Genomic DNA, 26,578 nt, shown 5'->3' on the forward strand with positions numbered 1-26,578 from the left:
TGCCGTCGTGCAAGGCAAACGGGGAGCCCGTGGGCTCCCCGTTTTCGCCGATCAGCTGTTTGGCAGCAGGCGGCAGGTGATGCTCTTGATGTAGCGGGTTTCGGCGATGGCCGGGTGGACCGGATGATCCGGACCCTGACCGCCACGCTCCAGCAACTGGATGTTGCGATCCAGGTGGCGGGCGCTGGTCAGCAGGATGTTCTGCAGGTCGTCTTCCGGCAGGTGCATCGAGCAGGATGCGCTGACCAGGATGCCGTCCTTGGTGAGCAGGCGCATGGCTTGCTCGTTGAGGCGGCGGTAGGCGCCTTCGCCGTTCTTCATGTCTTTCTTGCGCTTGATGAACGCCGGCGGGTCGGCAACGATCACGTCGAAGCGCTCTTCGGCAGCCTTGAGTTCTTTCAGCGCCTCGAAGACGTCGCCTTCGATGCAGGTCATCTTGTCGGCGAAACCGTTCAGGGCGGCGTTGCGCTCCACGCCATCGAGGGCGAAGCCCGACGCGTCGACGCAGAACACTTCGCTGGCACCGAACGCACCGGCCTGCACGCCCCAGCCACCGATGTAGCTGTACAGGTCCAGCACGCGTTTGCCGTTGACGTAAGGCGCCAGGCGCGCGCGGTTCATGCGGTGATCGTAGAACCAGCCGGTTTTCTGGCCCTGGATCACCGGGGCTTCGAATTTCACGCCGTTCTCTTCCAGCGCGACCCATTCCGGCACCAGGCCGAACACGGTTTCGACGTAGCGGTTCAGGCCTTCGGCATCGCGGGCGGCGGAGTCGTTCTTGAACAGAATGCCGCTTGGCTTGAGCACCTGAGTCAGCGCGGCGATCACGTCATCTTTATGCGCTTCCATGGTTGCCGAGGCGATCTGTACCACGACGATATCGCCGAAACGGTCGACCACCAGACCCGGCAGCAGGTCGGAATCGCCGTAGACCAGACGATAGAAAGGCTTGTCGAACAGGCGCTCGCGCAGCGACAGGGCGACGTTCAGGCGATGTACCAGCAGCGATTTGTCCAGCGACAGCTTGATGTCGCGCGACAGCAGGCGGGCGCAGATCAGGTTGTTCGGGCTCATGGCGACGATGCCCAGCGGCTTGCCACCGGCGGCTTCGAGGATGGCCTGGTCACCGGCCTGGAAGCCGTGCAGCGGCGTGGCGGCCACGTCGATTTCGTTGCTGTAGACCCACAGGTGACCGGCGCGCAGGCGACGGTCGGCGTTGGCTTTTAGGCGCAAGCTAGGCAGGGACATGACGTCGCTCCGGAAAAAAGAGCGGGAGTATACCGTGTTGCGGCTGGCGTCGGGCCGGGTGAGCGATGAAACGCTGACGGCGCCATCGTCGGAACACCGCCCGGAGCAGGCTCGCGTGCACAATTGGATACAAGTGAATCAGGCGAAATCCATGGGCTGGTCTTGAATGAAATCTTCCCGATCTGCCCCTCGAAGTGTCGTCCGTCGGTTTTTAAGGGTTAGAATCGCCGCCTGTCCCAGAGTGTGTACTTATGTCCCAAGAGCTGACCACCGAACAGATTCAACAGTCCCTGCAAGGCATCAGCGTGCCGGCGCAGCCGCAGATCATGGTGGATCTGCAGATGGAGCAGTACATGCCTGACCCGGATCTGGAGACGATCGCCAAGCTGATCTCCCAGGACCCCGGCCTGTCCGGCTCGCTGCTGAAAATCGTCAATTCGCCGTATTACGGCCTGAGCAACAAGATCACCTCGATCAAGCGCGCGGTGAACCTGTTGGGCAGCCGTTCGATCGTCAATTTGATCAATGCGATGTCGATCAAGGGCGAGATGAACGACGACACCATCGTCACCCTCAACCGCTTCTGGGATACCGCCCAGGATGTCGCGATGACCTGCCTGACCCTGGCCAAGCGCGTCGGCACCGAGGCGAGCGACGAGGCCTACGCACTGGGCCTGTTCCACGACTGCGGCGTGCCGCTGATGCTGCAGCGTTTCCCTGACTACATGACCACGCTCGAAGAAGCCTATGGCAGTGCCAGTGCCGAATGCCGGGTGGTGGACACAGAAAACCGTGTGTACAACACCAACCATTCGGTGGTCGGTTACTACACCGCCAAATCCTGGCGTCTGCCGGAGCATGTCAGCGCGGCCATCGCCAACCACCATAATGCCTTGGCGATCTTCAGCGACGACACCTCGCGCAACACTCAGATGAAAAACCTGCTGGCGATCCTCAAGATGGCCGAACATATCTGTGCGTCGTACCGGGTACTGGGCAATCAGACCGAAGACTTCGAATGGCAGGCGGTCGGGCCGCTGGTGCTCGAGTACATCGGCCTCTCGGAGTACGACTTCGAAACCCTCAAGCAAACGATCCGCGAACTCGGCGCACACTGATTCAACAAGCCCATTGATTCGAGAAACTCATGCCTGAATTGCCGGAAGTCGAAACCACCCGTCGCGGTATCGCCCCGCATCTGGAGGGCCAGCGCGTCAGTCGGGTGATCGTGCGTGACCGGCGTTTGCGCTGGCCGATCCCCGAAGACCTCGATGTGCGCCTGTCCGGGCAGCGCATCGTGCTGGTCGAGCGGCGGGCCAAGTACCTGCTGATCAATGCCGAGGCCGGCACGCTGATCAGCCACTTGGGCATGTCGGGCAATTTGCGCCTGGTGGAGGTCGGGCTGCCGGCGCTCAAGCATGAGCATGTGGACATCGAGCTGGAATCCGGCCTGGCCCTGCGCTACACCGATCCCCGGCGTTTCGGCGCGATGCTGTGGAGCAACGATCCGCTCAATCACGAATTGCTGATCCGCCTCGGGCCGGAACCGCTGACCGACCTGTTCGACGGCGAGCGGCTGTTCCAGCTGTCCCGTGGACGGTCGATGGCGGTCAAACCGTTCATCATGGACAACGCGGTGGTGGTGGGCGTCGGCAATATTTATGCGACCGAAGCGCTGTTCGCCGCCGGCATCGATCCGCGCCGCGAGGCCAAGGGCATTTCCCGGGCGCGGTATCTGAAGCTGGCGATCGAGATCAAACGCATCCTCGCGGCGGCCATCGAGCGCGGCGGCACCACGTTGCGCGACTTCATTGGCGGCGACGGGCAGCCGGGGTATTTCCAGCAGGAGCTGTTTGTCTACGGCCGTGGTGGGGAACACTGCAAGGTCTGCGGCACGGGGCTGCGGGAAGTCAAACTCGGGCAGCGTGCCAGTGTGTGGTGCCCGCGCTGCCAGACCTGAGCAAAAAGCTGAAAAAGTCCTACGGTCTATAGTGAGTTGTCTCACTGTTCAGCCCGAAGGATCGTGCCATGAAATCCCTGCAAATCCTCTTTGTCACGCTGCTGCTGTGTTCCAGCCTGGCCGTCCAGGCCACGGAAGGCGGCAGCGGTGATCCGCGCTACGCCATCCAGAATCCACCGGCCTACGCCATGCTTGGCGATCTGCTGATTGCCCGGCCATTGCTGGTGGTGGCAACAGTGATCGGGGCGGGGGCGTTTGTCGTGTCGTTGCCGTTTACCGCACTGGGCGGCGGGATTGGCGATGCGGGGCAGGCGTTGGTGGTCGAACCGGCGAAGGCCGCGTTCGTGCGGTGCCTGGGGTGTACGGGAGAGGGGTTTGAGCAGCGCGAGTGAGCTGAGCCGAATGGCAGGGTGTGGCTGATGGCCTCTTCGCGGGCAGGCCCGCCCCACACTGCCTGAGGTGAACACAAACCTTGTGAGCACCCGAGAACTCCTGTGGCAGCGGGCTTGCCCGCGAAGGCGTCCGGACAGGCGCCGAAGACTCAGGCCTTGCCGGTAATCTTGCGGTACTTCTCCATCAACTGTTCTTCAGTCTCCGGATGGGCTTCGTCCAGCGGAATGCAATCCACCGGGCAGACCTGCTGGCACTGCGGCTCGTCGTAGTGGCCGACGCACTGGGTACACAGGTTCGGGTCGATCACGTAGATCTCTTCGCCTTGGGAAATGGCGGCGTTCGGGCACTCGGGTTCGCAGACGTCGCAGTTGATGCAATCGTCGGTGATGATCAGGGACATGCTAACTCCAGCCGGGGCAGCAGGCCCGGGCGCTATAAATCAATGCGCGCAATTGTGCCGCATTGGCGCCCGCAGTGCACGCGGGCGCCGTTTGAACGGTCTTTACTTCTTGAAACGCTGGGTCAGCGCCTCGGCCACGACTGGGTGGACGAACTTGCTGATATCGCCGCCCAGGGCCGCGATTTCCCGCACCAGGGTCGAGGAAATGAACGAGTAACGCTCGGACGGCGTGAGAAACAGGCTCTCCACATCCGGCGCCAGTTGGCGGTTCATGTTGGCCAGCTGGAATTCATACTCGAAGTCCGACACCGCGCGCAGGCCACGCAGGAATACATTGGCGTTCTGCTCTTTGGCGAAATGCGCCAGCAGCGTCGAGAAACCGACCACTTCCACGTTCGGCAGGTGTTTGGTGACTTCGCGTGCCAGCTCGACCCGTTGCTCCAGCGGGAACAGCGGGTTTTTCTTGGGGCTGGCGGCGACGGCGATGATCACATGGTCGAACAGCCGCGAGGCGCGTTCGACCAGATCGCCATGGCCCTTGGTAATAGGGTCGAATGTACCTGGGTACAACACTCGGTTCATCGCGTCGTCCTGGCGGGAGTCCGTTGGGGAGTCGGATGGTATCGCAGCCGTCCCGGTCGGCCAAGTCGCCTGTTGGGTAAGAAAGCACTATAGACGATAGGAATATTCGGTTTTTTCACGGGTTTCTCAACCGTTCGCCGAGAGATGTCGCCAGTTGCGCCGTCAGACCATACACCGACAACTGCGGGTTGGCGCCGATGCTGGTGGGGAACAGCGAGCCATCGTGAATCGACAGGTTGCGCAACTGATGATGCCGGCCAAGGCTGTCGGTGACCGCGCTTTTCGGGTCTTCGCCCATGGCGCAACCGCCCATGACATGGGCGCTGCCCAGCCGCGTGCGATACAACTCCAGGCTCAGGCCATCGATCAATGTGCGCGCCTCGGCCAGGCTGTTTACGTAGCGTGCGTCGGCGTGCATCGGCATCACCGCTTTGGCGCCGCCGGCGAACTGGATTTCTGCCATGACGTGGAAGGCCCGGCGCAATCCGTCCCAGGCATAAGGCGACACTTGATAGTCGAGCACCGGCGAGCCATCGCCGCGCAACTCGACGCTGCCGCCCTGGCTGTCCTGATGAAAACCGTCACGCAGCAACGCCAGCATCGCGTGGGTACGCGGCAAGTCCGCCATGTGTCGGGCGTTCTCCTGACCAAAACCGCCGAGCAGCGTGGCGGCCAGCGCCGGATGCAGCGGCGGCACTTCGAGTTTGAACGCCATCGGCCCGGTGGTGCCGTCCTTCCATTGGAAATGGTCGGAGTAGATCGACTGCGGCGCCCCGTAAAACGGGTTGATGACCTCGTCGAAACGCCCGGCGGACATGTTCACCGGATGCAGGAAGGTGCGTTTGCCGAGCCGCTGGTGCGGATCCGGTGCGTCCGAGCGCAACAGCAGCGCCGGGCTGTTGATGCCGCCACCCGCCAATACGTAATGCCGGGCCTTGACCGTGATGGTGCGGCCGGTCGGTTCGACGCAGCGTTCGTCCATCGCCACGCATTGCAGGCCGGTGACCTTGTCGCCATTGATGGTGAGTTTTTCCGCGCGGGCCAGGTACAACAGCTCGCCGCCCTTCTCCAGTGTGGCCGGAATGGTGGTGACCATCATCGATTGCTTGGCATTGGTCGGGCAGCCCATGCCGCAATAGCCCAGGTTCCAGCAGCCGCGCACGTTGCGCGGAATCACGTGCCAGCTGTAGCCGAGCTGTTCGCAGCCTTTGCGGATCACGTCATTGTTGGCGTTGGGCGGCACCCTCCACGGTGCAATGCCCAGGCGCTGCTCCATTTTTTCGAACCACGGCGCCATCTCCGCCGGGCTGTGGCCCTTGACGTTGTGCTCTTTGGCCCAGTGTTCGAGGGTTGGCTGCGGTGTGCGGAAACTCGATGTCCAGTTGACCAGCGTGGTGCCGCCGACCGCCCGGCCCTGCAGGATGGTGATCGCGCCGTCCTTGCTCATGCGGCCGATGCCTTCCTGGTAAAGGCTGCTGTAGGCCTGGTCTTCGAGCAGTTTGAAATCGCTGCTGGTCTTGAGCGGGCCTTCTTCGATCAGCAGCACTTTGTAGCCGGCGGCGCTGAGGATTTCCGCCGTGGTGCCGCCACCGGCGCCGCTGCCGATGATCGCGACATCGGCTTCCAAGGTCAGGTCATCGGTCAGTTGCGCGCCGTTGTAGGTTTTCCAGCCACGGGCGAGGCCTTCGCGGAACGGGTCGGGTACGGGCATCTATCAGGTTCTCTTTATTATTCTGGATGCGGTGGTGCGGCGGCTGCGGCCTGCGTGGGCAAGCCCGCTCCCACATTGGGTTTCAGACAGTGGGCGGACCGGGGTAACCGCAGTGCGCCCAGGATTCGGCGCGGGTGTACCAGGCCATCATCACCATTTGTTGCAGGGAGCTGTGGCCCATGCGCAACAAACTCAGCGAGCTGTTTTCCCAACGTTCGAGGAAGTGGCGCATCGCTTCGGGACTGGCGTTTTCCCAACTGCCCCAGATCCCCGTCAGCGGCCCGCGCGTCACGGCCAGGCCCAGCACGTCGAACAATTGTCGGGTGAGCTTGAGCATTTCCGGCGACAGATGATCGAGGCTGGCATCCAGCGATTTGAGCGTGCCGTCGATGGCGGCGGGCATCGTCTCGACGGCCACGGCGCCGTCGAGCATCACCGGAATCAGTGCGCGCAGAAACAGCAGGTCACCGTTGCGCAGCGCGGCAAAACCATTCGCCGGAACGCTCGACGAACAGCCACTGAGGCTGGCGCCAACGCCGGCGGTGGCAAGGAATGCCGTGGCGCCGAGGCTGAATTTCAGCAGGCCCCGACGCGACAGGGCGGGTGTTTCGGTCAGGCTTGGGTGCATTGTTGTTATTACCCGGCGGTGACGTTAGCGAATGAACAGCTTCTGGATCAGTTTCTGGATGGATTTTCCGTACGGCGGATAAATCAGCCGGGCCGCGTTGAAGCGCTGTTTCACCAGTACGCCTTTGGCCTTGCTGAACGTCAGGAAGCCCTCGTGGCCGTGGTAGTGGCCCATGCCCGAAGGGCCGACGCCGCCAAACGGCATATCATCCTGGGCGACGTGCAACAGGGTGTCGTTGAGGCATACACCGCCGGAATGGGTTTCGTGCAGCACGCGGTTCTGTTCGCGTTTGTCGTAGCCAAAGTAGTAAAGAGCCAGAGGACGTGGCCGCTGATTGATGTAAGCAAATGCCTGGTCCAGGTCCTGATACGGCACGATCGGCAGCAACGGGCCGAAGATCTCGTCCTGCATCACCGTCATCTCATCGCTGACATTCAACAGCAGGCTGTGGGGCATGCGTCGGCCCTGGCCTTGATCGAACAGCGGGATCAGCAGCGCGCCCTTGAGGGTGGCGTCGCTGAGGTAATCGTTGAGCCGCGCGAGCTGACGTTCGTTGATGATCGCGGTGTAGTCCGGGTTGTCGGCGAGTGTCGGATAAAAGCCGCGCACCGCCTGGCGATAGGCTTCGACGAAACCGCCGACCCGGTCTTCCGGCACCAGCACGTAGTCGGGGGCGACGCAGGTCTGCCCGGCATTGAGGGTTTTGCCGAAGGCGATGCGTTCGGCGGCGTCCTTCAGCGGCACGTCGCGGGAGACGATGGCCGGGGATTTGCCGCCCAGCTCCAGAGTCACCGGCGTGAGGTTTTCCGCTGCGGCGCGCATCACGTGCTTGCCGATGCTGGTGGCGCCGGTGAACAGCAGGTGATCGAAGCGCAGGCGGGAAAACGCCACGCCGATATCCGCTTCGCCAAGCACCACGCAGACCAGGTCCTCAGGGAAGATCCGTGCGAGCAATTCCTTGAGCAGCAAGCCGGTGGCCGGGGTCGATTCGCTGAGCTTGAGCATCACCCGGTTGCCCGCCGAGAGCGCGCCCACCAGCGGGCCGATCGCCAGAAACAGCGGGTAGTTCCACGGCACGATGACCCCGACCACGCCCAGCGGTTGGTACACCACTTTTGCCGACGCCGGCTGAAAGGCGATGCCGACTTTGCGCCGCGACGGCTTCATCCATTGCTTGATGTGGCGGCTGGCGTAGTGAATGCCGTGCAGGCTCGGCATCAGTTCGGCGAGCAGCGTTTCATCGGCGCTGCGGTGGCTGAAATCGGAGCTGATGGCGTCGATCAGGGCCTGCCGTTCGTTGCTCAGCACATCGCGCAGGGCCTTGAGCCATTGCTGACGCTGGGCGGCGGGCGGCATCGGGTTGGCGGCGTAAGCGGCCCGCTGCGCTTCGAACAGCCGGTTGAGCTCTTCCAGCGGCTGTTGCAGCGTTTGCAGGTAGGCAATATCGGCGGTCATCGTCGGCTCCGGATTTGTTGTTGTGAGGAACTTTTTAGAGTCTATGCTCTATAAAGTCAAATGACTTCCTTGTGCGTGATGGTTTTATCCCGTTCCGGATAGGTCGTAAGATGCCCGTCAACGCACTCTGAATTAAAGCTCAAGCCATGGCCCCACGAATAAAAACCAGCGAGCGCATCGTGCAGAACAGCCTTGAGCTGTTCAATCAGCAGGGCGAGCGCAGCATCAGCACCAATCACATCGCCGCCCATATGGAGATTTCTCCGGGCAATCTGTACTACCACTTCCCCAACAAGCAGGCGATCATCGCCGTGCTGTTCAGTGAGTACGAAAGCCTGGTCGACAGCTTCCTGCGTCCGCCCCAGGGTCGCGCCGCGACGGTCGAGGACAAGCGTTTCTATCTCAAGGAACTGCTGTCGGCGATGTGGCGCTACCGCTTTCTGCACCGCGACCTCGAACACCTGCTCGACAGCGATCCGGATCTGGCCGGGCGCTACCGGCGCTTTTCCCAGCGCTGCGTGATCCAGGGCGCGGCGATCTACGATGGCTTCGTCGCGGCCGGGATCCTGAAGATGGACCGGGTGCAGATCGAGTCCCTGACTCTCAACGCGTGGATCATCCTCACCTCCTGGGTGCGCTTTCTGTGCACGACCCGGGAAAACTCCAACCACCTCAGCGAGCAAGCCATCAAGCGTGGCGTGTATCAGGTGCTGGTGCTGGAGGCGGGATTCGTCACCGACGAGGCCCGCGATGCGGTCAACGCATTGTTCGAGGAGTTCTACGTACCGCTGGCCCAGGCGCTCGAAGAAAAGCCGTAATCCCTTTCCCTCTCAGGAGTCGTCCGTTATGCCGATTGCGCAACTGATCAGCCCGCAGGCGCTGCATGCCCGCCAGGAACAACCGGGGCTGGTGATTCTCGATTGCCGTTTTGCCCTCGAAGATCCGGACTACGGTCAGCGCAGCTACGCCGAGGGTCATATCGCCGGGGCGAGCTTCGCGGATCTGGAGCGTGACCTCAGCGGCCCGGTGATCAAGGGCGTGACCGGGCGTCATCCACTGCCGGAGCCGGCGGCACTGATCGAGCGCCTGCAAGCCTTTGGCATCAATGACGACAGCGAGGTGGTGCTGTATGACGACGGTCCCGGTGCCTACGCGGCGCGGGCCTGGTGGTTGCTGGCGTGGCTGGGCAAGCGTGACGGCGTGTTCATTCTCGATGGCGGGCTCAAGGCCTGGCACGCGGCGGGCCTGCCACTGAGCCTGGACCCGCCGGTCGCCCATCGCGGCAACTTCAACGGTCAGCCGGACATGCGCCTGTTGCTCAGCGCCGAGCAACTGCAAAAACGTCTCGGCCAGCCAACCCTGACCCTGCTCGATGCCCGCGCCTTGCCGCGCTTCAAGGGTGAAGTGGAACCGATCGACCCGATCGCCGGGCACATCCCCGGCGCGCAATGCGCAGCGTTCACCGACAACCTGGGCAGCGACGGTCGTTTCCTGACGGCCGATCAGCTCAAGCAGCGCTTTGCCGCGAAACTCGACGGGCGTTTGCCGACGGACCTGGTGGCGTATTGCGGCTCCGGGGTGACGGCCTGTCACAACCTGTTCGCCCTGTGCCTGGCGGGTTATCCGCTGGCGGCGTTGTATGCCGGGTCATGGAGCGAGTGGATCAACGAGCCTGGCCGAGGCATCGCCACCGGCGAATAATCCTCGCCATTGCTCTTCTGCGGGAGGGAGCTGGCTTCCTCCCGCAACGAGCTTTCAGCGCTCTCGGGCTTCGGGCAATTGCCGGGCGCTGCGATACGCCGCCGGCCCCACGCCGTAGACCTGCTTGAACTGCCGGCTCAAATGGCTCTGGTCGGCAAATCCCAATTGCGTGGCGACTTCCACCGGCAGGCAACCGCTCTGCAACAGCCCGCGAGCGCAGGCGATGCGTTGCTGCATCAGCCAGGTGTGCGGCGGCATGCCGGTGGCGCGGCGGAACACCCGGGCGAAGTGGAACGGCGACAGGTTCACCGCCGCCGCCAGTTCCTCCAGCGACGGTGGCGCCGCCAGTTGCGCATTCAGCAATTCCTTGGCCATGGCCACCGCCCGATGCTCCTTGCCCGGTTGGCCAGCGATCTCCACCGCCGCGTGACGCTGCAACAGCAGCATCATCATTTCGCGCCAGACCGTCTGCTGCTGTAACGCGGTGGCCGGACTTTCCAGCAAACGATGCAACTGACAGAAACCATTGACCAGATCCGGATCGCGATACAGCGTCGCGCCGAAGGCCGGCATGGGCGCCGTGGGCAGGTCCAGTTCTTCCAACAGGCCGACGATTTGCCCGGTGTCGGGATAAAACGCCCGGTACAGCCAGCCGTCTTCGGTGCCTTTGTGGCCGTTGTGCACTTCGTCCGGATTGATCAGCACCAGCGTGCCGCTGCCGGCCAGGTGTTCGGCGCCGCGATAGCGGTAGCGCTGGGCGCCGGCCATGATCATGCCGATCACGTAGCCGTCATGGACATGCGGGGCAAAGCGATGCTCGATGTAGCGCGCGGTCAATAACTCGACCCCGGCCAGCGGCGCGGCCTGCCAGAAACGGATCGATTCGCCCTGTTCGTTCATCGACTCACCCACGCCCGGCGCTGGCGAGCCATTGCGGAATGCGCCGCTCCAGGTAGTAACCCGGCGTGCGGAACGAGCCGTCGACGAAGCCGACATGCCCGCCCCGGGCCTGCAATTCGAACTCGGTCGAGGTCGACAGCTCGCTGGCTTGCGGCAGACTGTGGGGGAACACAAACGGATCGTCCGCCGCCTGAATGATCAGGGTCGGGGTGCGTATTTCGCCGAGAAAGTAACGGCTCGAGGCGCGGCGATAGTAATCCTCGGCATCGACGAAACCATTCAGCGGCGCGGTCACCCGGCCATCGAAGTCCCAGAAGGTGCGCATGTTTTCCAGCGAGCCGAGGGCTGCCAGCGCCGCCAGGCCATCCTCGCGTCCGTCATGCTGGAACTGACGTTGTTTGTTCTTGATGTAGGCCAGCATCTCGCGCATGAAGTGCGCCTGATAGACCCTGGAAAATCCCTGGCCGATGCGGTCGGCGCACTGATCCAGACGAAACGGCACCGAGACCGCCACCGCGCCGAGCACACCGCTGGTGCTGCCGGTTTCCCCCAGATGCTTGAGCAGCACGTTGCCGCCGAGGGAGTAGCCGACCGCATACAGCGGCGCCAGTGGCCGCTTGGCGCGCAGGTGCTTGATGGTTTCGGCGAGGTCTTCGCTGGCGCCGGAGTGGTAGCTGCGTGGCAACAGGTTCGGCTCGCCCGAGCAGCCGCGCCAGTTCAACGCGACACTGGCCCAGCCTTGCGCCGCCAGCGCGGCCTGGATGCCGGCGACATAAGGCGAATTGGAGGAACCGGTCAGCCCGTGCAGCACCAGCACCAGAGGTGCGTCGGCGCTGTGCGGGCCATGCCAGTCGAGATCGAGGAAATCGCCATCGTCGAGCCACAGGCGTTCGCGCTCGCGCTCCAGATGCACGGTCTTGCGCCACAGAGGCCCCCACAAGGTTTGCAGGTGAGGATTGCCGAGGCCGAAGGCGGGGGTGAAACGAAAGCCGGATTCGGTGGAAGGCAAAGGTGCGCGCACGGTCAATCTCGAAAAGGGTTATGCAGGCAGCGGCAACGCGAAGTGGCGGCTGCGACGGTCAAGGAAAGCCTAACTTGCCACAAACCCGGTATCCGCGCGACACGTCTGCCCGGACGGGTTGATGACTGGAGCATCCACTGGCTGTGGCAGCGGCAGTTGCTCGACCGTCGGGCCGACGCTGATCACTCGCCATTGCTCATCGGACCAATGCCGGTCCAGCGCGGCTTTGATTTGCTTGAGCGTCAGTCGCTGCACCTGCTCCATGAAGTAATCCAGATCAAGGGGCAGCTCATGGCGATTGATCTGCACCAGACGTTCGAGAATCTGCTGATTGCTGGCGCTGTCCACGACACTGGTATTGGCCAGGCGTCGCTTGAGGTGGTCGAGTTCTGCCTGGGTCGGGCCATCGCGTAAATAGTCGCTGAACATCGACCGCACTAACGCCGCCGTCTCGCGGGTGAACTGCGGGCTGGTGTGCAGGCTGATCGTGGTCATTCCGCTTTGCGCCCAGTCTTCCGTACGGGCTTTGGCGCCGTACACCAGGCCACGTTTTTGCCGCAGTTCGTTGATCAGGCGCGAGTTGTTGCCGTTGCCGAACATCAGTGTCGCCGCATACAGCGCGGGGTAATCCTGATGCTGGCGCGAGACGGCGGGTTGCCCGAGCAGCAGGTACGTCTGTTCCTGTTCGCGCTCGACATGACTTTCTTTGACCGTGCCGGTCGGTTTGGCTGATGCGAGGGCTGGACTCGCGGGGGTGTCGGGCAGTGCGTCGGCAATCTGCCGGCTGATGGCCTGAGCCTGCTCCAGCGTCAGGTCGCCCACCAGGGTGATTTGCGCATGGCGCGCCGAGTAGGCTTGGCGGTGGAAGTCTTGCACGGCCTGGCGGGTGATCAGATCCAGGCTCGCTTGGGTTCCATAGATCGAATGGGCGAACGGCGTTTCGGGAACCAGAAGCGCCTGGAGGCGCAGGGCGGCAATGATCTCCGGTTGTCGGGCCGTGGTCAGCAGGCGGCCACGCAGTTCGTTCTTGACCCGAATCAAACCGTCTGCGGACAGTGACGGCTGGCCGAGAATCCGGGTGAAAAGTTGCAGGGCCGGTGCGCTTTTCTCAGGGTCGCTGAGGCTGCGCAGGGAGTAACTCGCGCGCTCCTGATCCAGTTTCATGCCCAACCTGGCGCCGACGCCATCGAAGGTTTCACTGATGGCCGTGTAATCGGCCTTGCCGGCCACGCCTTCGTTGAGCAGGCTGAATGTCACGCCGGCCAGGCTGGGCGAGGTGACGTCGCGGGTGCTGCCGGCGGCGAAGCTAACATGGACATCGAACATCGGCGCTTGCGTGGTGCGGATGAACAGGATCTTGGTGCCGCTGCGGGTTTTCCAGCCCTTGATGGTCAATGGCCGTGGCGTGGGGCGAATGCCTTGCGCTTCCCGCAGCGATTGCAGGCGTGGTGCGGGGAATCCGGCTGGCGCGGTAAGCGCGTGATCGGCCGTCGCCGGTTCGGCGCTCAGGCAGGTAATCAGCACCAGCGAGAACAAGGCGATTCGCGGGTCATGGAGGCATTTATTCATGGCCGGCCTCCTTCACCAGAACATGGGCCGTGCTCAGGCGCTCACGGGTCAGATACGTCTCGGCGGTCCGACGAATGTCGGCGGGTGTCACTTTCTTCAGCTCCTCGATGTCCTGGTCCAGCAGTTGCCAGGGCAGGCCGCTGCTTTCCAGCAAGGCCAGTTGATGGGCGGTGTGTTCGATGAAGTCCCGGGTATAAATCTGCCGCGCGATCAATTGGGTTCGGGCGCGCTCCAGTTCGTCTGCGCCAGGCGCGGTGGCGCGCAGTTCGTCGAGCATTTGCCAGATTCGCGTTTGCGCCGCATCCAGGCTGGCGGTATTCGAGTCAGTGAGTCGGGCGGTGAGTGTCAGCAGGCTGTCGCCTCGGGTGTGCGGGGTGTAGTCGGCCTCGACTTTGCTGAACAGGCCTTCCTGGAATTGCAGACGCTTTTGCAGGCGCGCGCTGGGCGAACCCGCCAGCAGCATCTCGATCAGACGCAGGGCGTATACCGTGCGGCTTGCCGTAGCGGTGACCTGCCCCGGCACATTGAAGGCCATGATCAACTCGGGCGCGTGGACGGGGAGGTGAAGTGTCACCTGGCGTTCGCCCGGCTCGGGCAACTCGCGCATCGGCTGCATTGCCGGAAAGGGTCGACTGGCGATTGCGCCGAACCAGCGCCTGGCCAACGGTTTGACCTGCTCGAGGGTCACGTCACCGACGATCACCAGCACCGCGTTGCCGGGGGCGTAGCGCGATTGATACCAGTCGCGCAGATCGCTGGCGGTCAGGCGGTACAGGTCGTTCATCCAGCCGATGACCGGCGTGCGCAGGCCGCTGGAGGGGAAGGCCAGGGTCGAGAGGCGTTCGAGGGCGGTTTCCATCGGGTCGTCGTCCACCCGCAGGCGGCGCTCTTCACGGATCACCGCCATTTCGGGGATCAGCTCTTCGGTGCGCAGGTGCGCGGTCGACATCAGGTCGGCCATCAATTCGAAGGCGACCCCCAGATACTGCGTCGCCAGCGTCTGGTGATACGCGGTCACATGCTGGCCGGTGAAGGCATTTTCCGCAGCGCCCAGTGATTCAAGAATGGCCGCGGCCTCTCCTGAACACAGCTTGCTGCTGCCTTTGTAAAGCATGTGTTCCAGGGCATGGGACAGGCCGGTGTGGCCGGGGGATTCGTCGCTCGAACCGACCTTGAACCAGAGCTGCGTGGTCACCAGCGGCGCGCGGTGATCTTCGCGCACGATGACCTTCAGGCCGTTGTCCAGCATAAAGTCGTGGGTGGGAGGGGTGGGGGTCGCCAGCGCCAACAGCGGGGTCAGCGCCAGAACTAGCAGCATCCTGCTGCACAAGGTATCCATGGGGGATTCGTCCTCAGTGGGTTACGGAAATTCGCAAGCCACTGTGACGATTGCCCGACGCGGATGTGCGGTAGTTATCTACCACACAGCCGTTGTTGCCCATCGGGACGGATTACGCGCCGCGCTGCCACAGTGCGTAGAACACCTGCCCGGATTTCTGCTCGCGGTGCAGACGCCAGTTGCCCGGCAGGCCGAGGGTCGATGGCGCGGTTTCGCTTTCGGTGTAGATCCATGCGTCAGCGGCCAGCCATTGGCGCTCTTCCAGCAGCGTGCAGGCGGCGGGCAGCAGGTTCTGGTTGAACGGCGGGTCGAGGAACACCAGGTCGAACGCGGTGGCTTCCTGGGTTTCCAGATAACGCAGTGCATCGGCGGTCTGCACCTGGCCGGTGGTGCAGCGCAGGGTGCCGAGGTGTTCTTTGAGGCTCGACACGGCGACGTGACTGGCATCCAGCGCCACGCCCATGGCCGCGCCACGGGACAGCGCTTCGAGGAAGATCGCCCCGCTGCCGGCGAACGGATCGAGCACCTTGGCCCCGGCCACGTACGGCGCGAGCCAGTTGAACAGGGTTTCGCGCACGCGATCCGGCGTCGGGCGCAGGCCCTGGACGTCCGGGAAGCTCAGTTTGCGACTGCGCCATTCGCCGCCGATGATGCGCAGCTGGTTCACGCCGTTGTGTTGTTTGGGTGCAGGCTTTCTTGGACTGGCCATTAATGCTCCGGAACCCCGAGCGGCTGCTCGGCAGGTTTATCAGATGGGGCCGGTAACGGCTTTTGCGGCACGGTCGGGCCAGCGCTGACGATGACCAGTTTGTCCGTGCTCAAGTGTTTGTTCAGGGCATCCTTGACCTGCTCGACGGTCAGGCTCTGGGACTGACGCATGAAGTCATCCAGGTAGCTCAGCGGCAGATTGTAGAAGCCCATGGCGCCGAGCTGGCCGACGATGTCGGCGTTGCTCGCCGTGGACAGCGGGAAGCTGCCGGCCAGTTCGCGTTTGGCGTCGTCGAGTTCTTTCTGGGTCGGGCCGGTCTTCAGGTAATCGGCGAGTACGTCCTGCACCAGTTTCAGGGTGCCCTCGCTCATTTCCGCGCGGGTCTGCAGGTTGATCATGAACGGCCCGCGCACCTGCATCGGGCTGAACGCCGAATACACGCCGTAGGCCAGGCCACGCTTCTCGCGCACTTCGCTCATCAGACGGGTGCCGAAACCGCCACCGCCGAGGATCTGGTTGCCCATCGACAGGGCGGCGTAGTCCGGGTCGTCACGGTCGATGCCCAGTTGCGCGATCATCAGGTTGGTCTGCTTCGACGGGAACTCGATATGGCCGACGCTGGCCTTCGGCTCCTGCGGCTGGGCGATCTTCACCAGCGCCGGGCCTTTCGGCAGGGCGGCGGAGACCTGGTTGGCAATCGCCTCGGCTTCGGCGCGGGACAAATCACCCACCAGTGCAATCACCGCGTTGCCGGCGGCGTAAGCCCTGGCATGGAACTCACGCAGTTGCGCCAGGGTGATCTTCGGCACGCTTTGCGCGCTGCCATCGCTGGAATGGGCATACGGGTGCTCGCCATACAGACGCTTCATCAGCTCGAGGCTGGCGAGTTTGCCGGGGTTCTGTTTCTGGTATTCGAACCCGGCAAGCATCTGGTTTTTGATGCGCGCGAAGGAGTCGGCGGGGAAGGTCGGTTTGCCCACCACTTCCGAGAACAGTTTCAGTGCCGGCTCGCGCTGCTCGGCGGCGCTCAGGCTGCGCAGCGAAGCGATGGCCATGTCCTTGTAGGCGCCGTTGCCGAAGTCCGCACCGAGGCTTTCGAAGCCCTGGGCGATGGCGCTGACGTCTTTGCCGGCCACGCCTTCGTTGAGCATGGCGTTGGTCAGCAGGGCCAGGCCCGGCGCGTTGCCGTCCTGGCTGCTGCCGGCGGAAAAGATCAGGCGCATGTCGAACATCGGCAGCTCGCGCGCCTCGACGAACAGCACCTTGGCGCCTTCGGCAGTGTTCCAGGTCTGCACGTCGAGCTTGCGGCTGCTCGGTGTCTTGCCGTCGAGCTCGGCCAGGGATTGCAGTTTCTGGCTGGACTTGGCGTTATCCAGCGCTTCACTGGCCTTGGTGTTGTCGCTTGGCGCCAGGTAGAACGCGGCGGCGCCGATCACCGCCACGGCAATCAGGCCGAGCAGCAACAGACGTGGGGTTTTGCGCTCACTCATGAGTCGTCTCCTGTGGCAGAACATGGGCGACGCTGAGACGTTCGCGGGTGAAATACAGCTTGGCGGCGTTCTGGATGTCCTGCGGGGTGACGCTTTCCAGATCGGCCAGTTCGGTGTCCATCAGCTTCCACGACAGGCCTACCGTCTCCAGTTGGCCGATGGCGGTGGCCTGGCTGGTGATCGAGTCGCGCTCGAAGACCAGACCGGCGATCACTTGCGCGCGCACCCGTTCCAGTTCTTCGGCGGACGGCGCGGTGGTTTTCAGCTGTTCCAGCAGTTTCCACAGGCCGGCTTCAGCCTGGGCCATGGTTTTCTTCTTCTGCGTGTTCGGGGTGGCGGACAGGGTGAACAGGCTATCGCCGCGCGTATAGGCGTCGTAACTCGACGCGCCGCCGGACACCAGTTCTTCGCCGCGCTCCAGTTGGGTCGGGATGCGACCGCTGTAGCCGCCGTCCAGCAGCGCCGAGATCAGCCGCAGGGCATTGACCGAGCGTTTGTCTTCGGCGGTGGCGAGACTCGGGACGTTGAAGCCGAGCATCAGGCTCGGCAGTTGCGTCTGCACATGCAGGGTGATCTGGCGCTCGCCGGGTTCGGCCAGTTCCAGCGGCTTTTTCGCCGGTGGCACGTCGCGTCTGGCGATCGGCCCGAAATAGCGCTGGGCGAGGGTCTTCACTTCGTCCGGGGTGACGTCGCCGACCACCACCAGCGTGGCGTTGTTCGGTACATACCAGGACTGATACCAGTGACGCAGCTCCTCGACCTTCATCCGGTCGAGGTCGGCCATCCAGCCGATGGTCGGCGTGTGGTAGCCACTGGCCGGGTAGGCCATCGCCTTGAAGCGCTCGTAGGCCTTGGACATCGGCTTGTCGTCGGTGCGCAGGCGGCGTTCTTCCTTGATGACCTCGATTTCCTTGGCGAACTCGTCGGCCGGCAGGCGCAGGCTGGCCATGCGGTCGGCTTCCAGTTCGAAGGCCACGCCCAGGCGATCGCGGGCCAGCACCTGGTAGTAGGCGGTGAAGTCGTCGCTGGTGAATGCGTTTTCTTCGGCGCCGAGATCACGCAGGATCAGCGAGGCTTCGCCGGGGCCGACTTTCTCGCTGCCCTTGAACATCATGTGTTCGAGGGCGTGAGACAGACCGGTCTGGCCCGGGGTTTCGTAGCTGGAGCCGACCTTGTACCAGACCTGCGACACCACCACCGGCGCGCGATGGTCCTCGCGCACGACGACCTTCAGGCCGTTGACGAGGGTGAATTCATGGGTCGGTTGCGGGTCGGCCGCCAGGGCCGAAAGGGGCAGACAGACTGTGCCGAGCAGCAGGCCGGCAGCGCGGCGGGCTAGAGCATTCATTCGTTTTTAAACCTGTTGGGCTGCCCGCTTGGTCTTAGCGTCGGCGGGCGAGAGGGTGCTAGGATACTGATCCGTTTTACCGGCGACCACGCCTATCAGGTTTCAAGACTTGATCAGGCTGTATGGGTTCGCGGCAGAAAGCTGAGGTTTATCGACTAAACTTCGCTTTTTCGCCGAATTTGCCGGTTTGTCCTTCATTGAAACGATTCCTTTGAGGTGCCGCTGGTGCCTCGACAAAATGTTGCGCGTGAACAAGCTGGGTGAAACACAGTCTGTTCTGCATCGAATATTTATTTGCCGGGGCGCCTGATGGCGCGTCGCTACCGTGAGATAGCCGTCCTCCATGTTTGGTTCCAACGACGACAAGAAGACCCCAGCTGCGGCTGGCGAGAAGAAAGGCCTGTTCGGATGGCTGCGCAAAAAACCGCAGGAGCCCGTCGTCGAACAGCCGGCCGCGATTCCTGAGCCCGCCCCGGCGTCCGCTCCCGTAATAGAAGAAGCGCCGGCGCCGGTTGTCCTGCCGATTGCCGAACCGGTGCTGCAACCGGTGGCCGAGGCTGAACCTGAAAACACTCATGCCGCCGAACTGCCGCTGACCCCGGTTGCCGAGCCCTGGCTGACCTTGCCGGTGGCGGAAGAACCGGTGGCGCTGGTCGCAGAGGCCGCGCCGCATGTGACCCCGCCGATTCCGGCCCCGGCTGCGTTTGTTGCCGAAGCCGTCGAGATTGCGCCGGTTGCTCCAGTCGCTGCAGTTGCTGCAGTTGCTGAACCTGCGCCCGTCATCGCCGAACCTGCCGCTGTCGTAGCGGTTGCCCCGGTTGTCGAAATCGCCGAGCCTGCACCTGCACCTGCACCTGCACCTGCACCTGCACCGGTTGTCGCGGCGCCAGTCGTTGCGCTCGAAACGCCCGCAGAACCGCCGCGTACCGAGGAAGCCAAAGCCGGTTTCTTCGCCCGCCTCAAGCAAGGCCTGTCCAAGACCAGCGCCAGCATCGGCGAGGGCATGGCCAGCCTGTTCCTCGGCAAGAAAGCCATCGATGACGATCTGCTCGATGAACTCGAAACCCGTCTGCTGACCGCCGACGTCGGTGTCGAAGCCACGTCGCTGATCATTCAGCGCCTGACCCAGAAGGTCGCGCGCAAGGAACTGACCGACTCGGATGCCCTGTACAAATCCCTGCAAGCCGAACTGGCCACGATGCTCAAGCCGGTCGAGCAGCCGCTGAAAATTGTCTCGCAGAGCAAGCCTTTCGTGATCCTGGTGGTGGGCGTCAACGGCGCCGGCAAGACCACCACCATCGGCAAACTGGCGAAGAAGCTGCAACTGGAAGGCAAGAAAGTCATGCTCGCCGCCGGTGACACCTTCCGCGCGGCGGCGGTGGAGCAATTGCAGGTCTGGGGCGAGCGCAACAAGATCCCGGTGATCGCCCAGCACACCGGTGCCGACTCCGCCTCGGTGATCTTCGACGCCGTGCAGGCCGCCAAGGCCCGTGGCATCGACGTGCTGATCGCCGATACCGCCGGTCGTCTGCACACCAAAGACAACCTGATGGAAGAGCTGAAAAAGGTCCGCCGGGTGATCGGCAAGCTCGACGCCGATGCGCCGCACGAAGTGCTGCTGGTGCTCGACGCCGGCACCGGCCAGAACGCCATCAATCAGGCCAAGCAATTCAACCAGACCGTCGAACTGACCGGCCTGGCGCTGACCAAGCTCGACGGCACCGCCAAGGGCGGGGTGATTTTCGCCCTGGCCAAGCAGTTCGGCCTGCCGATCCGCTACATCGGCGTCGGTGAAGGCATCGACGACCTGCGTACCTTTGAAGCCGAACCCTTTGTCCAGGCACTGTTTGCCGAGCGGGAGCGTTCATGATTCGTTTCGAACAGGTCGGTAAGCGCTACCCGAACGGTCACGTCGGCTTGCATGAGCTGAGCTTTCGAGTCCGTCGTGGTGAGTTCCTGTTTGTCACCGGCCACTCCGGCGCCGGCAAGTCCACGCTGTTGCGCCTGCTGCTGGCGATGGAGCGTCCGACCAGCGGCAAGCTGCTGCTGGCCGGTCAAGACCTGAGCACCATCAGTAACGCGCAGATTCCGTTCCTGCGCCGGCAGATCGGCGTGGTGTTCCAGAATCACCAGTTGCTGTTCGACCGCACGGTGTTCAACAACGTCGCCTTGCCGTTGCAGATTCTCGGGTTGTCCAAGGTGGAAATCGCCAAACGCGTCGATTCGGCGCTGGATCGCGTGGCGCTGTCGGACAAGGCCGATCTGTACCCCGGTGACCTGTCCACCGGTCAGCAACAGCGCGTCGGCATCGCCCGCGCCATCGTTCACCGGCCGGCCCTGCTGCTGGCGGACGAACCGACCGGTAACCTCGATCCGCGTCTGGCGGCCGAGATCATGGGGGTGTTCGAAGACATCAACCGCCTGGGCACCAGCGTGCTGATCGCCAGTCACGACCTGGCCCTGATTGCGCGGATGCGCCATCGCATGCTGACCCTGCAACGCGGCCGATTGATCGGCGACGGGGAGGCCGGTGTATGAGTGCGACACGCAGTCCGAAGGTTTCCGAGCGGGTGGCCCCGAAGGCCGCCGATCCGCAACCGCCGAAGAAGAAAAAACACGACGATGACGATGGCCCGGATTTCGCCACGTTGTTCCGTGCCTGGATCGAAAGCCATCGCGCGAGCCTGCTCGACAGTCTGCGTCGCCTCGGCAAGCAGCCGATCGGCAGCTTTTTCACCTGCATGGTGATGGCGGTGGCGCTGAGCCTGCCAATGGGCTTGTCGTTGTTGCTGAACAACGTCGAGCGTCTGGGCGGTTCGTGGCAGCGCGCGGCGCAGATTTCCCTGTATCTGGACCTCGATGCCAGCCCGCAGCAGGGCGAGGCGTTGCGCGAGCAGATCAAGGGCATGCCGGGTGTGGCGGATGCCGAATATGTCGGTCGCGACCAGGCGCTGGAAGAGTTCCAGCAACAGTCCGGTCTCGGCGAGGCCCTGCGTGAGCTGCCGGAAAACCCCCTGCCCGGCGTAGTGCTGGTGACGCCGAAGGAAGTCGACAAGTCGACTCTGGAAGCATTAAGACAAAAACTATCCGAGCTGCCCAAGGTACAACAGGCACAACTTGATCTAGTCTGGGTCGAGCGTCTGGCCGCCATCCTCAAGCTCGGTGACCGTTTTGTCTTCGGTCTGACGGTGCTGCTGGTTTCCGCATTACTTTTGGTGATAGGCAATACCATTCGTCTTCATATTGAAAACCGCCGCACAGAGATCGAAGTGATTAAACTGGTCGGCGGCACTGACAGCTATGTGCGGCGTCCCTTCCTTTATATGGGCGCGTTGTATGGCTTCGGTGCGGGGATCCTGTCCTGGGGTGTTCTGGCGTTCGGTCTGAACTGGCTGAACGATGCGGTGGTGGGGCTGGCCGGCTTGTACGGCAGTGATTTCGCGCTGGCGGGAGTGCCAGTTGCCGACGGTCTGTCGCTCTTGCTTGGCGCGGTGCTGTTGGGTTATATCGGTGCATGGATTGCAGTCGCACGCCATCTCAGGGAGCTGGCGCCGAAGTAGAATCTTTTTTGCGCGTGATTGACCTTGCGGTGTTTAAGGAAACTTTCATTTGAGTTTCCGGTCAATTTTTCGCAATGCTGAAAAGCATGAGTCTGTAAGTCGGAGGTTTTTCCGTATGTCCAATTCTTTGCAACCTGCGTATGCATTGGTTCCAGGCGCAAACCTGGAAGCCTATGTGCACACCGTCAACAGCATTCCATTGCTGACGCCGGAGCAGGAGCGTGAACTGGCCGAGAGTCTCTACTATGAGCAGGATTTGGGGGCGGCTCGGCAGATGGTGCTCGCCCACCTGCGTTTTGTCGTACACATCGCCCGTAGCTATTCCGGCTACGGTCTGGCTCAGGCTGACCTGATCCAGGAAGGCAACGTCGGCCTGATGAAGGCCGTGAAGCGTTTCAACCCGGAAATGGGCGTGCGTCTGGTGTCCTTCGCGGTGCACTGGATCAAGGCCGAGATTCACGAGTTCATCCTGCGTAACTGGCGGATCGTGAAAGTCGCGACCACCAAGGCCCAGCGCAAGCTGTTCTTCAACCTGCGCAGCCAGAAGAAACGTCTGGCCTGGCTGAACAACGAGGAAGTCCACCGCGTGGCAGAAAGCCTCGGTGTGGAGCCACGGGAAGTGCGCGAGATGGAAAGTCGCCTGACCGGCCATGACATGGCCTTCGACCCGGCCGCAGAAGCGGACGACGACAGCGCCTTCCAGTCGCCGGCCAACTATCTGGAAGACCACCGGTACGACCCGGCCCGTCAACTGGAAGATGCCGACTGGAGCGACAACTCCAACCACAACCTGCACGAAGCGCTGGAAGTGCTGGACGACCGCAGCCGTGACATCCTCTACCAGCGCTGGCTGGCAGAAGAGAAGGCCACGCTGCACGACCTGGCGCAGAAGTACAATGTGTCGGCCGAGCGGATCCGTCAGCTTGAGAAGAGCGCGATGAACAAGCTCAAGTTGTCGATTGCCGCCTGACCGGTAACCGCAACAAATAAAAACGCCCCGATCAGCGATGATCGGGGCGTTTTTGTTTGGCGCTTGCCTTGTGGGAGCAGGGCGAAGTTACTGAGCCCACGGTGCGCGGCGCGAATCATTGAGCGTCAGCAAATAGCTATCTCCACCCAGCTGGCTCATCTGCTGGCGAATCCATCCGGCCCGGCGTGAAACATAAGCCGTCGGATGGCTCGCGCTCCAGACCCGGGGGTTGGGCAGTACCGCCGCCAGATAACTGGCCTGCTGTCGGGACAATGAGCGGGCGCTCACGCCAAAGTGGTGCCGCGCCGCCGCTTCGGCGCCAAACACGCCGTCGTCCCACTCGACGCTGTTCAGGTACACCTCAAGAATCCGCTGCTTGGGCCAGAACACCTCAATCAGCCCGGTAAACCAGGCCTCCAGACCTTTGCGCAGATAGCTGCGTCCGGACCACAGAAACAGATTCTTCGAGACTTGCTGGCTCAGGGTGCTGGCACCGCGAATCGAGCCGCCGAGTTCGTTGTGCGCCAGTGCGGCCTTGATCGCGCTCAGGTCAAAACCCCAGTGCTCGGGGAATTTCTGGTCTTCGCCGGCAATCACCGCGACTTTCAGGTCATCGGAGATTTCATCCCAGGGTTTCCAGGTCCGTTGCAGGTCGATGGGCTCGCCGTCGACCCAGGATTCGATCTTGCGCTCGACCATCAGCGCCGTCCCCGGCGGCGGCACGAAACGGAACAGCAACACCAGCAAGACGCTGCCGCCCGCAAACCAGAGCAGGGCCTTCGTGAGACGACGGAAAAATAAACGCAGCATAGAGATGGCTTGGCCGAACCGTTTGAGCGGGCCATTATACAGACCCTGCCGATCGCGTCTGGAGTTGCACATGCTGCGTGGTTTTCTGATGCTGGCCGCTTTTTTCGGTTTCACCGGTGTCGGCCTCGGTGCCTTTGCCGCCCACGGCCTGAAAAACCGCCTCACGCCGGAGTACCTGGCGATTTTCCACACCGGCGTCACCTATCAATTGGTACACGCCCTGGCGCTGTTCGGCGTGGCGTTGCTGGCGACACAGCTTCAAGGGCGCCTGGTGGCCTGGGCCGGTATCTCGTTCACCGTCGGCATCCTGCTGTTCTCCGGGAGCCTCTATCTGCTCACCACCGTCGGCATCGGCAAGCTTGGCATCATTACCCCGTTCGGTGGCCTGGCGTTTCTGATCGGCTGGCTCTGCCTGGGGCTCGCCGCCTGGCGCTTGCCGCTGACCGCCTGACGCTTATTGCTGACCTTTAGGTCACGATCGGGCTAGAATGCCAGCCCCTAAAAATGATGGCGGCGTTGCGCATGCGCATTCAGTTGAACGGTGAATCCCTTGAACTGCCCGACGGCGAAACCGTTGCGGCCCTGCTGACCCGTCTGGAACTGACCGGACGCCGGGTGGCGGTGGAACTCAATCTGGATATCGTCCCGCGCAGCCAGCATGCCGACACCACGCTCAACGACGGCGACAACGTCGAAGTCGTTCACGCCATCGGCGGCGGCTAGTCGGCCCGCCCGCACGGGTACAGCATTGTGCAAGACCCTCACCCCTCAAGAGGATTCCCCATGAGCATCGTTCGTAGCGACAAGCCTTTCGTCCTGGCCGGTCGTACTTACCAGTCGCGTTTGCTGGTCGGTACCGGCAAGTACCGTGACATGGAAGAAACCCGTCAGGCCATCGAGGCCTCGGGCGCCGAGATCGTCACCTTCGCCGTGCGCCGTACCAACCTCGGCCAGATCGAAGGCGAGCCGAACCTGCTCGACGTACTGTCGCCGGATCGCTACACCTTCCTGCCGAACACCGCCGGCTGCTACGACGCGGTCGAGGCCGTGCGTACCTGTCGCCTGGCCCGTGAGCTGCTCGACGGCCACAACCTGGTGAAGCTGGAAGTGCTGGCGGACCAGAAAACCCTGTTCCCCAACGTGATCGAAACCCTCAAGGCCGCCGAAGTGCTGGTCAAGGAAGGTTTCGACGTGATGGTCTACACCAGCGACGACCCGATCATTGCCCGGCAACTGGCGGAAATCGGCTGCATCGCGGTGATGCCGCTGGCCGGTCTGATCGGTTCGGGCCTGGGGATCTGCAACCCGTACAACCTGCAGATCATCCTGGAAGAGGCGAAAATCCCGGTGCTGGTGGATGCCGGTGTCGGCACCGCTTCCGACGCCACCATCTCCATGGAACTGGGTTGCGATGCGGTGCTGATGAACTCGGCCATCGCCCACGCCCAGCAGCCGGTCATGATGGCCGAAGCCATGAAACATGCGATCGTCGCAGGCCGTCTGGCCTACCTCGCCGGGCGCATGCCGAAAAAACTCTATGCCAGCGCCTCTTCGCCGCTGGATGGTCTGATCAAGTAAGAGCCATTGATGACTGAATCGAACGACACGCCTGTCCTGCCGGACGAAGGCGAAGAGCGCCAACACCGCCGCATCAAGAGTTTCGTGATGCGTGCCGGGCGCATGACCGAAGGCCAGCAACGCGGCCTCGACCAGGGCGCGCCGCTGTACGTGCTGCCGCTGGCCGATGCGCCGGTGGATTACGATCAGGTGTTCGGCCGTTCGGCGCCGCGTTCGCTGGAAATCGGCTTCGGCATGGGTCACTCGCTGCTGGAAATGGCGGCAGCGGCGCCGGATCAGGACTTCATCGGTGTCGAAGTTCACCGTCCGGGTGTCGGCGCGCTGCTCAACGGCGTGCTGACGCAGGGTCTGACCAACCTGCGGGTCTACGATTGCGACGCGATCGAAGTGCTCAACCGCTGCATCGCCGACAACAGCCTCGATCGCCTGATGCTGTTCTTCCCGGACCCGTGGCACAAGAGCCGTCACCACAAGCGTCGTATCGTTCAGGCGTCGTTCGCCGAGCTGGTGCGCAGCAAGCTGAAGGTCGGCGGCATCCTGCACATGGCGACCGACTGGGAACCCTATGCCGAGTACATGCTGGAAGTGATGAACGTCGCGCCCGGCTATCGCAACCTCGCCGAAGACGGCAAGTGCGTACCGCGTCCGGCCGAACGCCCGATCACCAAGTTCGAGCGCCGTGGCGAACGTCTTGGGCATGGCGTGTGGGATCTGAAGTTCGAAAAGCAGTCCTAAGCATCGCCCAAAACACTGTGGGAGCGGGCTTGCTCGCGAAAGCCGTGTGTCAGACAACATCCGTGTTGAATGATCCACTGCCTTCGCGGGCAAGCCCGCTCCCACTGTTGTTTTTGCGGTATCGCTGAAGTCAGCGGCGGTCGGCGACCACGCCAATCAGTACCAGCACCACCAGCAACACCGGCGCCAGGCTGTAGTTGTTGAACTGGCTCAAACCCTTGACCACCCAGGGCGTGGCGTAGATCAGCGCGGCGCCGCTGCCGATCATGCACAGCAGGGCCATCAGCGGCACGCGCAAAGCGCCGGCGATGCTGCCCAGGCGTTGCTCGACCCAGCCTTTGAAATCGGCGCCGAACAGCACCAGCAGGCAACCCACCAGTGCCAAGGCGATTTCCGAGAGGTTGCTGCGGCTCCAGCGCGACACGGTGGCGAGCAGGTCGAGTATCAAATCCATTGGGGTTTCCTTGGGGC

At 62.9% G+C, this 26,578-nt stretch carries 28 protein-coding genes; 13 read left to right on the forward strand and 15 right to left on the reverse strand.

Annotation, left to right across the window (positions count from 1 at the left end; genetic code table 11):
* Positions 1 to 51 precede the first annotated feature (51 nt).
* On the reverse strand, positions 52 to 1,248 hold the full coding sequence (locus tag KVQ74_RS02385; protein ID WP_217829396.1) for a class I SAM-dependent rRNA methyltransferase: 1,197 nt from the start codon (positions 1,246 to 1,248) through the stop codon (positions 52 to 54).
* Between the two features lie 305 nt (positions 1,249 to 1,553).
* Between KVQ74_RS02385 and KVQ74_RS02390 the strand changes: the two genes are divergently transcribed.
* The 3 genes from KVQ74_RS02390 (at position 1,554) to KVQ74_RS02400 (ending at position 3,600) form a co-directional block, all read left to right on the forward strand.
* On the forward strand, positions 1,554 to 2,366 hold the full coding sequence (locus tag KVQ74_RS02390; RefSeq protein WP_217829636.1) for an HDOD domain-containing protein: 813 nt from the start codon (positions 1,554 to 1,556) through the stop codon (positions 2,364 to 2,366).
* A 29-nt stretch (positions 2,367 to 2,395) separates the two neighbouring features.
* Positions 2,396 to 3,208: a bifunctional DNA-formamidopyrimidine glycosylase/DNA-(apurinic or apyrimidinic site) lyase gene (mutM, locus tag KVQ74_RS02395; protein WP_217829397.1), complete on the forward strand. Its 813-nt coding sequence runs from the start codon at positions 2,396 to 2,398 to the stop codon at positions 3,206 to 3,208.
* 68 nt (positions 3,209 to 3,276) lie between these two features.
* Complete coding sequence (locus KVQ74_RS02400) at positions 3,277 to 3,600, forward strand: multidrug transporter (protein WP_217829398.1); 324 nt, start codon at positions 3,277 to 3,279, stop codon at positions 3,598 to 3,600.
* Between the two features lie 149 nt (positions 3,601 to 3,749).
* Here the strand turns inward: KVQ74_RS02400 and KVQ74_RS02405 are convergent, their stop codons facing one another.
* From KVQ74_RS02405 to KVQ74_RS02425, 5 genes are all read right to left on the reverse strand, one after another.
* On the reverse strand, positions 3,750 to 4,001 hold the full coding sequence (locus KVQ74_RS02405) for a YfhL family 4Fe-4S dicluster ferredoxin (protein WP_003195146.1): 252 nt from the start codon (positions 3,999 to 4,001) through the stop codon (positions 3,750 to 3,752).
* 102 nt (positions 4,002 to 4,103) lie between these two features.
* A complete protein-coding gene (gene coaD, locus KVQ74_RS02410) occupies positions 4,104 to 4,583 on the reverse strand; it encodes a pantetheine-phosphate adenylyltransferase (protein WP_217829399.1) in 480 nt (159 codons plus the stop codon).
* Between the two features lie 115 nt (positions 4,584 to 4,698).
* Positions 4,699 to 6,294 carry a GMC family oxidoreductase gene (locus KVQ74_RS02415; protein ID WP_217829400.1) on the reverse strand — a complete coding sequence of 532 codons (1,596 nt, stop codon included), beginning with the start codon at positions 6,292 to 6,294 and terminating at the stop codon, positions 4,699 to 4,701.
* Between the two features lie 82 nt (positions 6,295 to 6,376).
* Positions 6,377 to 6,922: a twin-arginine translocation pathway signal protein gene (locus tag KVQ74_RS02420; RefSeq protein ID WP_217829401.1), complete on the reverse strand. Its 546-nt coding sequence runs from the start codon at positions 6,920 to 6,922 to the stop codon at positions 6,377 to 6,379.
* A 24-nt stretch (positions 6,923 to 6,946) separates the two neighbouring features.
* Positions 6,947 to 8,377, reverse strand: a complete 1,431-nt coding sequence (locus KVQ74_RS02425) for a coniferyl aldehyde dehydrogenase (protein ID WP_217829402.1) — start codon at positions 8,375 to 8,377, stop codon at positions 6,947 to 6,949.
* A gap of 146 nt (positions 8,378 to 8,523) precedes the next feature.
* On the opposite strand from KVQ74_RS02425, the gene KVQ74_RS02430 reads away from it, so the two are divergent.
* Together KVQ74_RS02430 and KVQ74_RS02435 are read left to right on the forward strand one after the other, a co-directional pair.
* The gene (locus KVQ74_RS02430; protein ID WP_217829403.1) at positions 8,524 to 9,195 is read left to right on the forward strand and encodes a TetR/AcrR family transcriptional regulator; all 672 of its coding nucleotides are present in this window, start codon (positions 8,524 to 8,526) and stop codon (positions 9,193 to 9,195) included.
* 28 nt (positions 9,196 to 9,223) lie between these two features.
* Positions 9,224 to 10,078 (forward strand): sulfurtransferase, encoded by an 855-nt coding sequence (locus KVQ74_RS02435; protein WP_217829404.1) that lies wholly within the window; start codon positions 9,224 to 9,226, stop codon positions 10,076 to 10,078.
* 54 nt (positions 10,079 to 10,132) lie between these two features.
* On the opposite strand, the gene KVQ74_RS02440 is transcribed toward KVQ74_RS02435, so the two are convergent.
* The 7 genes from KVQ74_RS02440 to KVQ74_RS02470 form a co-directional block, all read right to left on the reverse strand.
* Positions 10,133 to 10,978, reverse strand: coding sequence for an AraC family transcriptional regulator (locus KVQ74_RS02440; RefSeq protein WP_217829405.1), 846 nt, complete (start codon positions 10,976 to 10,978; stop codon positions 10,133 to 10,135).
* 4 nt (positions 10,979 to 10,982) lie between these two features.
* Positions 10,983 to 11,999, reverse strand: coding sequence for a hydrolase (locus KVQ74_RS02445; RefSeq protein WP_318837722.1), 1,017 nt, complete (start codon positions 11,997 to 11,999; stop codon positions 10,983 to 10,985).
* Between the two features lie 69 nt (positions 12,000 to 12,068).
* Entirely contained in the window at positions 12,069 to 13,568 is a 1,500-nt protein-coding gene (locus KVQ74_RS02450) for a M16 family metallopeptidase (protein ID WP_217829406.1), read from the reverse strand.
* On the reverse strand, positions 13,561 to 14,907 hold the full coding sequence (locus KVQ74_RS02455) for a M16 family metallopeptidase (RefSeq protein WP_217829407.1): 1,347 nt from the start codon (positions 14,905 to 14,907) through the stop codon (positions 13,561 to 13,563). The genes KVQ74_RS02450 and KVQ74_RS02455 overlap by 8 nt, the downstream gene beginning before the upstream one ends.
* A 112-nt stretch (positions 14,908 to 15,019) precedes the next feature.
* On the reverse strand, positions 15,020 to 15,616 hold the full coding sequence (gene rsmD / locus KVQ74_RS02460; protein WP_217829408.1) for a 16S rRNA (guanine(966)-N(2))-methyltransferase RsmD: 597 nt from the start codon (positions 15,614 to 15,616) through the stop codon (positions 15,020 to 15,022).
* Positions 15,616 to 17,106 carry a M16 family metallopeptidase gene (locus tag KVQ74_RS02465; RefSeq protein ID WP_217829409.1) on the reverse strand — a complete coding sequence of 497 codons (1,491 nt, stop codon included), beginning with the start codon at positions 17,104 to 17,106 and terminating at the stop codon, positions 15,616 to 15,618. The genes rsmD and KVQ74_RS02465 overlap by 1 nt, the downstream gene beginning before the upstream one ends.
* A complete protein-coding gene (locus KVQ74_RS02470; RefSeq protein ID WP_217829410.1) occupies positions 17,099 to 18,454 on the reverse strand; it encodes a M16 family metallopeptidase in 1,356 nt (451 codons plus the stop codon). The genes KVQ74_RS02465 and KVQ74_RS02470 overlap by 8 nt, the downstream gene beginning before the upstream one ends.
* A 343-nt stretch (positions 18,455 to 18,797) precedes the next feature.
* Here KVQ74_RS02470 and ftsY point away from each other — a divergent pair, with 343 nt between their 5' ends.
* The 4 genes from ftsY to rpoH all read left to right on the forward strand — a co-directional run bounded on the left by ftsY (position 18,798) and on the right by rpoH (position 22,984).
* On the forward strand, positions 18,798 to 20,324 hold the full coding sequence (gene ftsY, locus KVQ74_RS02475; RefSeq protein ID WP_217829411.1) for a signal recognition particle-docking protein FtsY: 1,527 nt from the start codon (positions 18,798 to 18,800) through the stop codon (positions 20,322 to 20,324).
* A complete protein-coding gene (gene ftsE / locus KVQ74_RS02480; protein ID WP_217829412.1) occupies positions 20,321 to 20,992 on the forward strand; it encodes a cell division ATP-binding protein FtsE in 672 nt (223 codons plus the stop codon). Before ftsY ends, ftsE begins: the two co-directional genes overlap by 4 nt.
* Entirely contained in the window at positions 20,989 to 22,014 is a 1,026-nt protein-coding gene (gene ftsX / locus KVQ74_RS02485; RefSeq protein WP_217829413.1) for a permease-like cell division protein FtsX, read from the forward strand. The genes ftsE and ftsX overlap by 4 nt, the downstream gene beginning before the upstream one ends.
* Before the next feature lie 115 nt (positions 22,015 to 22,129).
* On the forward strand, positions 22,130 to 22,984 hold the full coding sequence (gene rpoH, locus KVQ74_RS02490; protein WP_217829414.1) for an RNA polymerase sigma factor RpoH: 855 nt from the start codon (positions 22,130 to 22,132) through the stop codon (positions 22,982 to 22,984).
* Between the two features lie 87 nt (positions 22,985 to 23,071).
* Here the strand turns inward: rpoH and mtgA are convergent, their stop codons facing one another.
* Positions 23,072 to 23,794, reverse strand: a complete 723-nt coding sequence (gene mtgA / locus KVQ74_RS02495) for a monofunctional biosynthetic peptidoglycan transglycosylase (RefSeq protein WP_217829415.1) — start codon at positions 23,792 to 23,794, stop codon at positions 23,072 to 23,074.
* Between the two features lie 70 nt (positions 23,795 to 23,864).
* Here mtgA and KVQ74_RS02500 point away from each other — a divergent pair, with 70 nt between their 5' ends.
* The 4 genes from KVQ74_RS02500 to trmB all read left to right on the forward strand — a co-directional run bounded on the left by KVQ74_RS02500 (position 23,865) and on the right by trmB (position 26,107).
* Positions 23,865 to 24,245, forward strand: coding sequence for a DUF423 domain-containing protein (locus KVQ74_RS02500; RefSeq protein ID WP_217829416.1), 381 nt, complete (start codon positions 23,865 to 23,867; stop codon positions 24,243 to 24,245).
* Positions 24,246 to 24,316: 71 nt separating this feature from the next.
* On the forward strand, positions 24,317 to 24,517 hold the full coding sequence (gene thiS / locus KVQ74_RS02505) for a sulfur carrier protein ThiS (protein ID WP_165557463.1): 201 nt from the start codon (positions 24,317 to 24,319) through the stop codon (positions 24,515 to 24,517).
* Positions 24,518 to 24,577: 60 nt separating this feature from the next.
* A complete protein-coding gene (locus KVQ74_RS02510) occupies positions 24,578 to 25,372 on the forward strand; it encodes a thiazole synthase (protein ID WP_217829417.1) in 795 nt (264 codons plus the stop codon).
* A gap of 9 nt (positions 25,373 to 25,381) precedes the next feature.
* Positions 25,382 to 26,107, forward strand: coding sequence for a tRNA (guanosine(46)-N7)-methyltransferase TrmB (trmB, locus tag KVQ74_RS02515; protein WP_217829418.1), 726 nt, complete (start codon positions 25,382 to 25,384; stop codon positions 26,105 to 26,107).
* A gap of 130 nt (positions 26,108 to 26,237) precedes the next feature.
* Here trmB and KVQ74_RS02520 read toward each other — a convergent pair whose 3' ends face one another.
* Positions 26,238 to 26,561, reverse strand: a complete 324-nt coding sequence (locus KVQ74_RS02520) for a DUF3392 domain-containing protein (protein ID WP_011336381.1) — start codon at positions 26,559 to 26,561, stop codon at positions 26,238 to 26,240.
* Positions 26,562 to 26,578 lie beyond the last annotated feature (17 nt).

It is taken from the genome of Pseudomonas botevensis, from assembly GCF_019145475.1.
GTDB lineage: Bacteria > Pseudomonadota > Gammaproteobacteria > Pseudomonadales > Pseudomonadaceae > Aquipseudomonas > Aquipseudomonas botevensis.

Coding starts and splice junctions, on each gene's coding strand:
- mtgA (WP_217829415.1), bottom strand. CDS start 23,794: ATGCTGCGTTTATTTTTCCGTCGTCTCACGAAGGCCCTGCTCTGGTTT.
- KVQ74_RS02450 (WP_217829406.1), bottom strand. CDS start 13,568: ATGAATAAATGCCTCCATGACCCGCGAATCGCCTTGTTCTCGCTGGTG.
- mutM (WP_217829397.1), top strand. CDS start 2,396: ATGCCTGAATTGCCGGAAGTCGAAACCACCCGTCGCGGTATCGCCCCG.
- ftsX (WP_217829413.1), top strand. CDS start 20,989: ATGAGTGCGACACGCAGTCCGAAGGTTTCCGAGCGGGTGGCCCCGAAG.
- KVQ74_RS02415 (WP_217829400.1), bottom strand. CDS start 6,294: ATGCCCGTACCCGACCCGTTCCGCGAAGGCCTCGCCCGTGGCTGGAAA.
- ftsY (WP_217829411.1), top strand. CDS start 18,798: ATGTTTGGTTCCAACGACGACAAGAAGACCCCAGCTGCGGCTGGCGAG.
- KVQ74_RS02435 (WP_217829404.1), top strand. CDS start 9,224: ATGCCGATTGCGCAACTGATCAGCCCGCAGGCGCTGCATGCCCGCCAG.
- KVQ74_RS02520 (WP_011336381.1), bottom strand. CDS start 26,561: ATGGATTTGATACTCGACCTGCTCGCCACCGTGTCGCGCTGGAGCCGC.
- KVQ74_RS02500 (WP_217829416.1), top strand. CDS start 23,865: ATGCTGCGTGGTTTTCTGATGCTGGCCGCTTTTTTCGGTTTCACCGGT.
- KVQ74_RS02405 (WP_003195146.1), bottom strand. CDS start 4,001: ATGTCCCTGATCATCACCGACGATTGCATCAACTGCGACGTCTGCGAA.
- ftsE (WP_217829412.1), top strand. CDS start 20,321: ATGATTCGTTTCGAACAGGTCGGTAAGCGCTACCCGAACGGTCACGTC.
- rpoH (WP_217829414.1), top strand. CDS start 22,130: ATGTCCAATTCTTTGCAACCTGCGTATGCATTGGTTCCAGGCGCAAAC.
- KVQ74_RS02430 (WP_217829403.1), top strand. CDS start 8,524: ATGGCCCCACGAATAAAAACCAGCGAGCGCATCGTGCAGAACAGCCTT.
- KVQ74_RS02400 (WP_217829398.1), top strand. CDS start 3,277: ATGAAATCCCTGCAAATCCTCTTTGTCACGCTGCTGCTGTGTTCCAGC.
- KVQ74_RS02510 (WP_217829417.1), top strand. CDS start 24,578: ATGAGCATCGTTCGTAGCGACAAGCCTTTCGTCCTGGCCGGTCGTACT.
- KVQ74_RS02385 (WP_217829396.1), bottom strand. CDS start 1,248: ATGTCCCTGCCTAGCTTGCGCCTAAAAGCCAACGCCGACCGTCGCCTG.
- trmB (WP_217829418.1), top strand. CDS start 25,382: ATGACTGAATCGAACGACACGCCTGTCCTGCCGGACGAAGGCGAAGAG.
- KVQ74_RS02440 (WP_217829405.1), bottom strand. CDS start 10,978: ATGAACGAACAGGGCGAATCGATCCGTTTCTGGCAGGCCGCGCCGCTG.
- KVQ74_RS02425 (WP_217829402.1), bottom strand. CDS start 8,377: ATGACCGCCGATATTGCCTACCTGCAAACGCTGCAACAGCCGCTGGAA.
- rsmD (WP_217829408.1), bottom strand. CDS start 15,616: ATGGCCAGTCCAAGAAAGCCTGCACCCAAACAACACAACGGCGTGAAC.
- coaD (WP_217829399.1), bottom strand. CDS start 4,583: ATGAACCGAGTGTTGTACCCAGGTACATTCGACCCTATTACCAAGGGC.
- KVQ74_RS02470 (WP_217829410.1), bottom strand. CDS start 18,454: ATGAATGCTCTAGCCCGCCGCGCTGCCGGCCTGCTGCTCGGCACAGTC.
- KVQ74_RS02455 (WP_217829407.1), bottom strand. CDS start 14,907: ATGGATACCTTGTGCAGCAGGATGCTGCTAGTTCTGGCGCTGACCCCG.
- KVQ74_RS02465 (WP_217829409.1), bottom strand. CDS start 17,106: ATGAGTGAGCGCAAAACCCCACGTCTGTTGCTGCTCGGCCTGATTGCC.
- thiS (WP_165557463.1), top strand. CDS start 24,317: ATGCGCATTCAGTTGAACGGTGAATCCCTTGAACTGCCCGACGGCGAA.
- KVQ74_RS02420 (WP_217829401.1), bottom strand. CDS start 6,922: ATGCACCCAAGCCTGACCGAAACACCCGCCCTGTCGCGTCGGGGCCTG.